Raw genomic sequence first — 806 nt, 5'->3', positions numbered from 1 at the left:
ATAGCCCAGCGCCTCGACCAGGTTGGTCTTGCCCATGCCGTTCTGGCCGACGAGCACGGCGACGCCGGGATCGAAGTCGACCGCCACCCGCTCGTACGAACGGAAGTCGGTCAACTCGACCCGGCGGACGTACATCTCAGCCGACGACGGCGTGGCCGCCGAACTGCTGGCGCAGCGCGGCGACGGCCTTCATGGCGGGCGAGTCGATCTGCCGCGATTCGAAGCGGGTGAACAGGGACGCGGCGATGACGTGCAGCGGAACGGCCAGCCGGACCGCCTCGTCGACCGTCCACCGGCCCTCGCCGGTGTCCTCGGCGTAGCCCTTGAGCTTGGCCAGCTCGGGATCACCGTCCAGCGCCCGGTCGAACAGGTCGAGCAGCCAGGACTTGACGACGCTGCCCTCGCGCCAGCTCTTGATCGCACCAGGCACGTTGTCGACGTATTCCGAAGCCTCGAGCAGCTCCCAGCCTTCGGCGAGGGCCTGCATCATGCCGTACTCGATGCCGTTGTGGACCATCTTGGTGTAGTGGCCGGCACCGACCGGGCCGGCGTGCACGAAGCCGTACGGACCGGCCGGCTTGAGCGCCTCGAAGATGGGCATGCAGGTGGCGACGTTCTCCTCGGAACCACCGACCATCAACGCGTAGCCGTTCTGGTTACCCCAGATGCCGCCGGAGACGCCGCAGTCCAGGTAGCCGACGCCCTTGGGCGCGAGCCGGTCGGCACGCGGCTTGTCGTCGGTGAACTTGGAGTTTCCGCCGTCGATGATGACGTCCCCGGCGGACAGCAACCCGCCCAGCTCGTCG

At 68.1% G+C, this 806-nt stretch carries 2 protein-coding genes; both read right to left on the bottom strand.

Annotated features, from left to right (window positions below; genetic code table 11):
• Positions 1 to 135: AAA family ATPase (locus DMB66_RS60125; RefSeq protein WP_125812719.1), on the bottom strand; the 135-nt coding region annotated here is incomplete at its 3' end.
• Position 136: 1 nt separating this feature from the next.
• A partial coding sequence (locus tag DMB66_RS60120; protein WP_125812718.1) for an NADP-dependent phosphogluconate dehydrogenase occupies positions 137 to 806 on the bottom strand: 670 nt, incomplete at its 5' end.

The sequence above is a fragment of the Actinoplanes sp. ATCC 53533 genome (assembly GCF_003947245.1).
Note: the sequence above shows the minus strand (reverse complement) of the source record. Positions and strands in the feature narration are given on the sequence as shown.